The 8,757-nt window shown below is 70.1% G+C and carries 7 protein-coding genes; 3 read left to right on the top strand and 4 right to left on the bottom strand.

Annotation, left to right across the window (positions count from 1 at the left end; translation table 11 throughout):
- Nucleotides 1-122: 122 nt before the first annotated feature.
- Both ABCQ75_RS05215 and fbaA read right to left on the bottom strand, forming a co-directional pair.
- Complete coding sequence (locus ABCQ75_RS05215; protein WP_345883577.1) at nt 123-545, bottom strand: DUF3151 domain-containing protein; 423 nt, start codon at nt 543-545, stop codon at nt 123-125.
- Between the two features lie 14 nt (nt 546-559).
- Nucleotides 560-1,582 (bottom strand): class II fructose-bisphosphate aldolase, encoded by a 1,023-nt coding sequence (fbaA, locus tag ABCQ75_RS05210; RefSeq protein ID WP_345883575.1) that lies wholly within the window; start codon nt 1,580-1,582, stop codon nt 560-562.
- 345 nt (nt 1,583-1,927) lie between these two features.
- Here fbaA and ABCQ75_RS05205 point away from each other — a divergent pair, with 345 nt between their 5' ends.
- On the top strand, nt 1,928-3,634 hold the full coding sequence (locus ABCQ75_RS05205) for an HNH endonuclease signature motif containing protein (RefSeq protein WP_345883574.1): 1,707 nt from the start codon (nt 1,928-1,930) through the stop codon (nt 3,632-3,634).
- Nucleotides 3,635-3,739: 105 nt separating this feature from the next.
- Here the strand turns inward: ABCQ75_RS05205 and ABCQ75_RS05200 are convergent, their stop codons facing one another.
- Nucleotides 3,740-4,873, bottom strand: a complete 1,134-nt coding sequence (locus ABCQ75_RS05200) for a glutathione-independent formaldehyde dehydrogenase (protein WP_345883572.1) — start codon at nt 4,871-4,873, stop codon at nt 3,740-3,742.
- A gap of 274 nt (nt 4,874-5,147) precedes the next feature.
- Between ABCQ75_RS05200 and ABCQ75_RS05195 the strand changes: the two genes are divergently transcribed.
- Entirely contained in the window at nt 5,148-6,335 is a 1,188-nt protein-coding gene (locus ABCQ75_RS05195) for a TerC family protein (RefSeq protein ID WP_345883570.1), read from the top strand.
- A 218-nt stretch (nt 6,336-6,553) separates the two neighbouring features.
- On the opposite strand, the gene ABCQ75_RS05190 is transcribed toward ABCQ75_RS05195, so the two are convergent.
- On the bottom strand, nt 6,554-8,197 hold the full coding sequence (locus ABCQ75_RS05190) for a helix-turn-helix transcriptional regulator (RefSeq protein WP_345883568.1): 1,644 nt from the start codon (nt 8,195-8,197) through the stop codon (nt 6,554-6,556).
- Nucleotides 8,198-8,356: 159 nt separating this feature from the next.
- On the opposite strand from ABCQ75_RS05190, the gene ABCQ75_RS05185 reads away from it, so the two are divergent.
- Nucleotides 8,357-8,749, top strand: a complete 393-nt coding sequence (locus tag ABCQ75_RS05185) for a putative quinol monooxygenase (protein ID WP_345883566.1) — start codon at nt 8,357-8,359, stop codon at nt 8,747-8,749.
- Nucleotides 8,750-8,757 lie beyond the last annotated feature (8 nt).

The following is an 8,757-nucleotide window of genomic DNA, read 5'->3' as shown; positions in this document are numbered from 1 at the left end:
CGCCTTGGCGGGGGGGGTCCGCCCCCCCCCCCCCCCCCGGGGGGGCCGGCCCCCCCCCCCCCCCCCCCCCCCCGCCGTCGTCGATTTCCTTCAGCGCCGCGGGTACCGCCGCAGCGCTGGTGTCAGAGGGCCTCGATGGCCGCCTTGGCTCGGGGGTCGGAGCCCTCGAGGAACTTCTCGATGCGTTCCGGCTCTCCGTCCTCGCCGATCGCTGCCGCCGCGCGCCCAAGCGCGTAGAGAGCACGGAGGAACCCCTGATTGGGCTCGTGCTCCCACGGGACGGGGCCAGCGCCCCGCCAGCCGCTGCGCCGCAGCGCGTCGAGGCCACGGTGGTAGCCGACGCGCGCGAACGCGTAGGACTCAACGGTGCGGCCCTCGGCCCATGCCTCCTCGGCCAGGATTGCCCAGAGGAGTGAGGACTCAGGGTGCTCGGCCACGAGGTCGGCGGCCTCGTGGCCAAGCGCCAGGCCTCGGTAGACCTCGTCCTCCGCCGGAAGCCGCGTGGGCTCGGGACCGAGCAGGTTCGTGCGGAACTCGTCGCTCACGAGCACCCTCCCGACTACTTGATGGACTTGCCGGCGGAGCCGAGCTGCTGCGCGGCCTCGACGATGCGGGCTGCCATGCCGGCCTCGGCCAGGGCGCCCCACACGCGGGGGTCGTAGGTCTTCTTGTTGCCGATGTTGCCGTCGACCTTGAGGACGCCGTCGTAGTTGGCGAGCATGTGCCCGGCCACCGGGCGCGTGAAGGCGTACTGGGTGTCGGTGTCGATGTTCATCTTGATCACGCCGAACGAGACGGCGTCCGCGATCTCCTGCTCGCTCGAGCCGGAGCCGCCGTGGAAGACGAGGTCGAACGGGTTGGCCTTGCCGATCTTCGCACCCACCTGCTCCTGGATGTCCTTGAGCAGCTCGGGGCGGAGCTTGACGTTGCCGGGCTTGTAGACGCCGTGCACGTTGCCGAACGTCAGGGCCGTGATGTAGCGGCCGTTCTCGCCGGCGCCGAGGGCCTCGATGGTCGCGAGCGCGTCCTCGACGGTCGTGTAGAGCTTCTCGTTGATCTCGTTCTCGACGCCGTCCTCCTCGCCGCCGACCGTGCCGATCTCCACCTCGAGGATCATCTTCGCGGCGGAGGTGCGGGCCAGGAGGTCCTTCGCGATGCGCAGGTTCTCGTCGAGGGCCTCGTGCGAGCCGTCCCACATGTGGGAGTTGAAGAGCGGGTCGCGGCCGGCCTTGACCTCGGCCTCGGAGGCCGCCAGGAGCGGCAGGACGAACGAGTCCAGCTTGTCCTTCGGGCAGTGGTCGGTGTGCAGGGCGATGTTGACGTCGTAGTTCTTGGCGACCTCGCGGGCGAAGGCGGCGAAGCCCAGGGAGCCGGCGACCATGTCCTTGACCGACGCGCCGGACCAGTACGCGGCGCCGCCCGTGGAGACCTGGATGATGCCGTCGGAGCCAGCCTCGGCGAAGCCCCGGATCGCCGCGTTCAGCGTCTGCGACGAGGTGACGTTGACCGCCGGGAACGCGAAGCCGCCGGCCTTGGCGGCATCGATCATCTCGGCGTACTTCTCGGGAGTGGCGATAGGCATAGAGACTCCTTGGTCTGGGTCCGCGAAGGTCCACGCGGGATGAGCGCGTGCTGGCCACTGCCCATCCTAGCGATCGCACCGCAGGCGCGGTGGTCCCGCTTGGCACATGACGCCCGACGGCGCGGCGGCGCTCCCTCGACGGTCAGCCTCCTCTGGCTCGTCGTCGGAACCAGGGCGAGGATCACGCTGAGGGCCGAGACCTCGATCGGGATGCGGTTCCAGCACTGGTATTTAGAACATATTTTCTATTAGAGTTCTGACCGTTCGAACGTCGATACCGGCTGCAGCTGGCACTCGGCGCTTGCAGAGGAATACGGAAGCTGAGCTCGAGGAGGGGCAGTGCACGTGGCAACGATCGAGGATGCGGCGCCCTCGAGTGCGCTCGTCTTCAGCTCCCGCGCACCGAAGGTGCTCCACGGCGCGCTCTGGATGGACACCGCCACTCTGAACACGGCCGAAGGTGCTGCGCGGGGCCTCATCGCACTGGCGGATCTCGACGCCTACCGCGCGAGTCTCGCCGCCCTGCTCGTGACGGCCATGAACGACCATATTGCCGAGACCCCCCTCGTGGGGCGCTCCGGTCAGCCCGCCCGGCTGGGCGGGGAGATGGCCCATGCCGCGACCGTTTCCGAGGTGGCCGCAGCACTCGGGACGTCAGAGGCGGCTGCCGCCCGGACCGTGAACTTCTCGACCGCGCTGGTCGGGACCCACCCCGGAGTCCATGATGCGCTCGCCTCCGGCGACATCACGGAGGCGCATGCCCGCGTGGTGGTCGAACAGGCCTCCACCCTTCCCGAGGAGTCCGCGCACTCGTTCGGGATCGAGGCCCTCACCAAGCTCCACACGCGCCGGGGCCAACTCAGGACTCCCGGCGAGTTCCGGGCCGTCGTACGGAACCTGCGGGAGCGCCGCCACCCGGAATCGATCATCAAGCGCCGCGAGCGGGCACGCGCCGATCGCGGCGTGTGGGTCAAGGCCGAGGATGACGGCATGTGCTCGCTCACGGCCCTGCTGCCAGCGGAGGTAGGCCTCGCCGTGTTCGAACGGGTGGACGCCGCGGCCCGCGCCGCCCAGGGGCGCTGCGACGAGGTCCGGACCCTGCCGCAGCTGCGCGCGGATGCCCTCACGCAATTCGTCCTGCCGCATTCCACGGCTACGGACGGAGCCTCGTCTCCAGACCCGTCGAACGGCCCGTCCTCCGCTGGGCCCAGCAGCCCGCCAGGTGCTGCTCATGTCCCTTCGTTCGAGGAGCTGACGTCCCGCATCTCGGCGGAGGTCGTGGTGCACATCCCGGCCGCAGTCGCGCTGGGAGCGTCGGATGGACCCGCAGAGCTGGAAGGCTTCGGGGCCATCGATGCCACGACCGCCCGACTGCTCGCCGCCGCGGCACCCACATGGCAGCGCCTGTTCGTCGACGACGGCGGGGTTCCGCTAAGGCTGGGCAGGACGGCCTACAGACCGCCCGCGGGGCTGAGGCGATTCATCGAGTACCGCGACGGAGTGTGCGTTGTGCCCGGCTGCACGCGCGCGGCCAGGCGTTCAGAGGTCGACCACACGGTCGAATGGCAGGACGGCGGGACCACCGACGCCGAGAACCTGGCCCTGCTGTGCGGGAAGCACCATGCCCTCAAGTCGCTAGCGCTGTTCACGCTCCGCCGCGAGGTGCCGATGGAGATGGCCGACCCTTCGGACACTGCCCTCGCGCAGGGCCGAATTCAGTCGAGCGCACCCCCGCGCCTCAGCGGAGAGCTCGTGTGGCGGACGCTCCTCGGATTCGAACATGCGGCGGAACCGATCGACCGCACCGCCATCCTCGGCCGACTGGACAACGAGGCAGGCGCGGGCGCAGTCCCGCCCTCCCAGCCAGTCCCGCCTCCCCAGCCAGTCCCGCCTCCCCAGCCAATCTCGCCTTCCCAGCCAGTCCCGCCTCCCCAGCCAGTCCCGCCCTCCCAGCCAGTCCCGCCTCCCCAGCCAGTCCCGCCCTCCCGGAACGCGCGCCCGCCAGAGCGCGGGGGCCCCGCCACGGTGGGCGGGAACGGAGCACCTTTCTGAGTGGTCGGACGGCCGACCGGCATTATTGCGCCCAGGGCCGGGGCACCGCCTCGGGCCGGGGCACCGCCTCGAGCCGTCGACCCGAACGCCGGGCCCTACGACAGCTCAGGGATGGAGGAGCACCTTGGTGTAGCCGTCGGCGCGGGCGTCGAACTTCTTGTAGGCGGTGGGCGCCTCGTCGAGGGAGAGCTCGTGGGAGACAAGCCAGGAGGGGGTGGCCCTTCCGGCCATGATGAGGTCCCTGAGGTAGCGGTTGTACTTCTTCACGGGGCACTGGCCGCCCGCGATGCTGATGCCCTTCATGAACGCGGTTCCGTAGTCGAAGGCGACACGGCCCTGCTTGGCCTGCTTGTTCGCGGCACCGGGGTCCTGCTCGACGTACACGCCGAGCACGCCGATCCTCCCGGTGGCCCGGACGACGTCCACGAGCCGGTCGAGCACCATCGCGGGGTGCTCCTTCCCCGCGGCGTCGTGGGCCTGGTAGCCCACGGCCTCGATGCCGCAGTCGACGCCGAAGCCTCCCGTGGCGTCCATGATCGCCTCGGAGGGGTCGGTCTCGGCGAAGTTGATGGCGGTGGCCCCGATCTGCGTCGCGAGGGCGAGACGGTCGGGTTCCTTGTCCACGACGAACACGCGGGCAGCGCCCCGCAGGATGGAACTGTGCGCCGCCAGGAGCCCCACGGCGCCGGCGCCGAACACGGCAACGGTGCTGCCCGCGCCCACCTGCGCGAGCTCTGCCCCGTGGAACCCCGTGGGGAACACGTCGGAGAGGAGCGCGAAGTCGCGTTCGTGGTCCTTGCCCTCGGGCAGCCGCAGGAGGTTCGTGTCTGCCCACGGGACGCGGAGGAATTCGGCCTGGCCGCCCCAGTAGTCCCCCATCATGGGGTATCCGTAGCCCGCGCCCGGACGGCCCGACGGGTTCGCCCTCAGGCATGCCGAGGTGAAGCCGTCGTCGCAGTTCCGGCACGTGCCGCAGGCGATGTTGAAGGGCACCGAGACGCGGTCGCCCACCTTGATGCGCTCGACGCCGGGCCCCACCTCCTCGACGACGCCCATGTTCTCGTGGCCCAGCACCATGCCCGGCTTGAGTACGGCCCTCCCCTCATAGGGGTGGAGATCGGACCCGCAGATGTTGGTGGTGGTGATGCGGACGATCGCATCCAACGGCGCCTCGATCCGGGGGTCGTCGACCTTCTCGACCGAGACCTTGCGGGGACGCTTGAAGACGACTGCTCTCATGGCTCGCACTTCCTTCACTCGAGGAAGGGCTGGCTTCCGTCCGGGCAAGCCGGCCCGCGGTCTCGGGACTCTTACCCGGCCTGCGGGCTTTCATCCCGATCGCCACCTGCCGCCGTCGTCCGCTAGAGTAGGGAGAGCGCAGGGGAGTATCCCAAGCGCTGCACACGTCAGCACGTCGGGCGCGGGAGCCCGGCCGGGTGCAGCGGCCATCCATGTTCAGGGTGGCGGAGAGACTTGTGGCGATAGTGCCTACCTGCGAAAGGGACAGCAAACCATGTCCGTATCCCCCCTTGTCTGGGGCCTGACGATCGTCCTGATCCTCGGCCTCCTGGCCTTCGACTACTTCTTCCACATCCGCAAGGCCCACGTGCCGAGCCTGCGGGAAGCCGCCATCTGGTCCTCCATCTACGTCGGCGCGGCCGTGGTGTTCGGCGTCGCCGTCCTCGTGTTCGGCGGGGCTGACATGGGCGGCGAGTACTTCGCCGGCTTCATCACGGAGAAGGCCCTCTCCGTGGACAACCTCTTCGTCTTCCTCGTGATCATGGCGAGCTTCCGGGTGCCGCGTGAGGACCAGCAGAAGGTCCTCCTTTTCGGCATCGTGTTCGCGCTCATCGCGCGCACCGCGTTCATCTTCCTCGGTGTGGCCCTGATCAACAGCTTCTCGTGGATCTTCTACGTCTTCGGCATCATCCTGCTGATCACGGCCGGCAACCTGCTCAAGCCTGAGGACTCTGGCGATGACGAGGCGGACAACTTCATCATCCGCCTGGCCCGGAAGTACCTGCGCACCTCCGAGCACTACGACGGCGACAAGCTCTTCACCGTGGAGAACGGCAAGAAGGTCCTCACGCCGATGCTCCTGGTCATGGTCGCGATCGGCGGCACGGACCTGCTCTTCGCGCTCGACTCGATCCCCGCGATCTTCGGCCTGACGCAGAACCCGTACATCGTGTTCACGGCCACCGCGTTCTCCCTCATGGGCCTGCGCCAGCTGTACTTCCTCCTGGACGGCCTGCTGGACCGCCTCATCTACCTCTCGTTCGGCCTGGCCGCGATCCTCGCGTTCATCGGCGCGAAGCTCATCCTCCACGCCCTCCACGAGAACACGCTCCCGTTCATCAACGGCGGCGAGCACGTCCCGGTCTTCGAGATCACCACCGGCCTCTCGCTCACGGTCATCATCGGGGTCCTGCTCGTGACGATCTTCGCCTCGCTCTTCAGCAAGGCCGGGAAGGCGCACGCGGCAGTCAACAACGCCCGCCGCCACGCCGAGAGCTACCTCGACCTCGAGTACACGGCCGACCCGGCCGAGCGCGAGCGGGTCTACCAGGAGCTCATGGACGAGGAGGCCGCCATCCTCGCGATGGACAAGAAGTACCGCGACAAGGTCAAGGACATCGAGGAGATCCGCGAGAAGGTCGCCGAGGCGCACGCGCGGCACGCCGAGTTCACGGCGCGCTAGCCACGCGGAGTACCCCGTACGCTGGAGGGCCCGCGCCACAGGCGGTCAGGCGTAGAGCCGGCAGGCTCAGGCACCCAGCACGCTGGGACAGGCAGACGACGCCGGGCGGTCACCCTGAGGTGGCCGCCCGGCGTCGGTCTTACGCGCCGTCGGTCTTCGACGCCGTCGGTCTTCCGCGCCGTCGGTCTTCCACGCCGTCGGTCTTCCACAGCGCCCCCTCATTCCGCCGAGGTCGCGATGCCGCTGTCGATGGCCCTCGTCGCCGCCTGGGTACGCGAGCTGACCCCGAGCTTGTCGAAGATGCTGCTCACGTGGCGGTGGACGGTCCGCTCGCTGAGGAACAGCTCGCCCGCGATGGCGCGGTTGGTCAGGCCCCGCACGATGAGCCGGAGCACTTGGAGTTCGCGCGGACTGAGGCTGTGGGGCGCCGCAGCCGGTTCGAGGAGGCTCTCGACCGCAGCCAGGTCGGGCCGGGCACCGAGCCGGGAGAAGGCCTCGCGGGCCGAGACAAGCTCGAGCGCGGCAGCCTCTTCGTCGCCGACGGCGCGATAGGCGGAGCCGAGCAGGACGGACGTGCGGGCCGTCTCGTACGGAACGTCCTGTGCGCGCCAGAGGTCGGCTGCCCTCCGCAGGGCAGGCAGGGCCTCCTGCCAGTCCCCGCTGGCCAGGGCAAGCTCGCCGAGGGCACGCGCGTGCGCGGCGCGGACGCTATGGGAGCCGAAGGATTCGGCCAGCACGCCCAGCTCGCCAGCAGCCGCGTGCGCCTCTTCGAGTGACTCTGCCGCGACGAAGACCGTGACCGCGGCAGGCAGGATCTCGACTCGTGCCGACGGCTGGCTGGCCTCGCCGAGCGCCCTACGGATCCCCGCCGCGGCGGCGGGCACATCACCGAGCGACAGCCTCAGCATCGCGAGTCCCGGCTGGGTCGGGCCACCGGAGAACGCCGCCGCCCGATACGCCGCCTCAGCCGCGGCAACGTGCCCGAAGAGCCGATGCGACTCGCCGAGCTCGTAGCGCGCGTGGGCGAGAACCAGGGCTCCGCCCTCCTCGAGGCAGCGGCATGCCGATTCGAGCGCGGCCAGCGCTTCCGACCACCGCCCGGCCAGGCGGAGGTTGGCGGCGCGGTAGGTGAGGCAGTTCCCGTAGAAGGGACCACCGAAGGGCGGCACCCGGTCGAGCCACTCCCCCAAGGCGGCACTCCACTCGCGGACGCGCCCCATCTCGCGCGCCTCCTCGTGGCAGGTGCCGATCGCCGCGCAGAACAGGAGGCTCGTGGCCCGGGGCGAGGTCTCCCCCGCGAGGACGCCGACCATCGCGTCGTCGAGCCTGTCCAGGCCGTCGGCCACGTGGCCGCCCTTGACGAGCGCGCGGCCGGTGAGGAGCGTCGAGAACGCGAGCAGGTCGGCGTCGTGCGCCGCGACCGCGTCCTGGCGCGCCTGGGCGAGCAGCCGTCTGGCCTTGTCGTAGTCGGCCCCGCCGATGCAGCCGTAGGCCCTCGTGATGAGGGGCCAGCCCGGCTCGGCGCCACCGTCCTCGCGCCCGAGCTCGCGCGCCCGGGCCATCCATCCGTTCGCCTGCCCGAACTCGCCGTTGAGCGCGTACGCCTCCCACAGCCAGAACGCGGAAGCCAGTGCATCGCGCACCTGTCCGGCTGCAGCCCGCATCGAGTACGCCCGCTCCAGTGCCGCGATGGCTTCGTCGCGGAACCCCGCGATCTGCGCGCACTCGGCGAAACGCTCCAGGTCCTCGGCGCCGAGCGCCTGGAGTCCGCCCGCGGCGCGGAACTCCTCGCAGGCCCGCCGCCACTCGGACGCGCCCTGCAGGGACCGGGCCTGCGCGAGATGATCTGCGGTGTCGGCCACGCCAACCTCCTGCCCACCACTATGGCACCCTGGCCTGGGCAGGACTACCCATGCCGGGCACCCCAAGCCGGCCCGATCGGCCGATGTGGCGGAGGCCCCTTCGGAGAGAGCCTGAGAGTGGTCCCGCAGCCAGCGGGCCACCGGCATCAGGAGGCAGTCATGTCCGCACCATTCATCTACATCTCGACGTTCACGGTCCGGCCGGGCCGTCTGGATGATGCGCTGGCCGCGTGCCGTGCCATCGTCGGGCAAGTGGAGGCCCAAGAACCCCAGGTGCTGGCCTTCCACTTCTTCCTCGACGAGCAGGGCCAGCGCATCGCGACCGTCCAGCTCCATCCGGACGGCTCGTCCATGGAGTTCCACATGTCGCTCATCGCCGACCATCTGGCGGCCTCGGGGGCCCTCATCGAGTCCTACTCGGCGCCCCTCGTGCTCGGCGAGCCGCCGGCCGCGCTTGCGCAGTGGTGGAAGGAGTCCGGGACGGCCATGGACCTCTTCCCGGCGCACCTCGCGGGGGTCACCCGCGTTGGCGCTCCTGCCGACGCGGCATAGTCGGGCCC

Origin of the sequence: Sinomonas halotolerans, from assembly GCF_039615075.1 — a bacterium.
GTDB lineage: Bacteria > Actinomycetota > Actinomycetes > Actinomycetales > Micrococcaceae > Sinomonas > Sinomonas halotolerans.
This window is presented reverse-complemented; position numbering and strand designations above follow the sequence as displayed.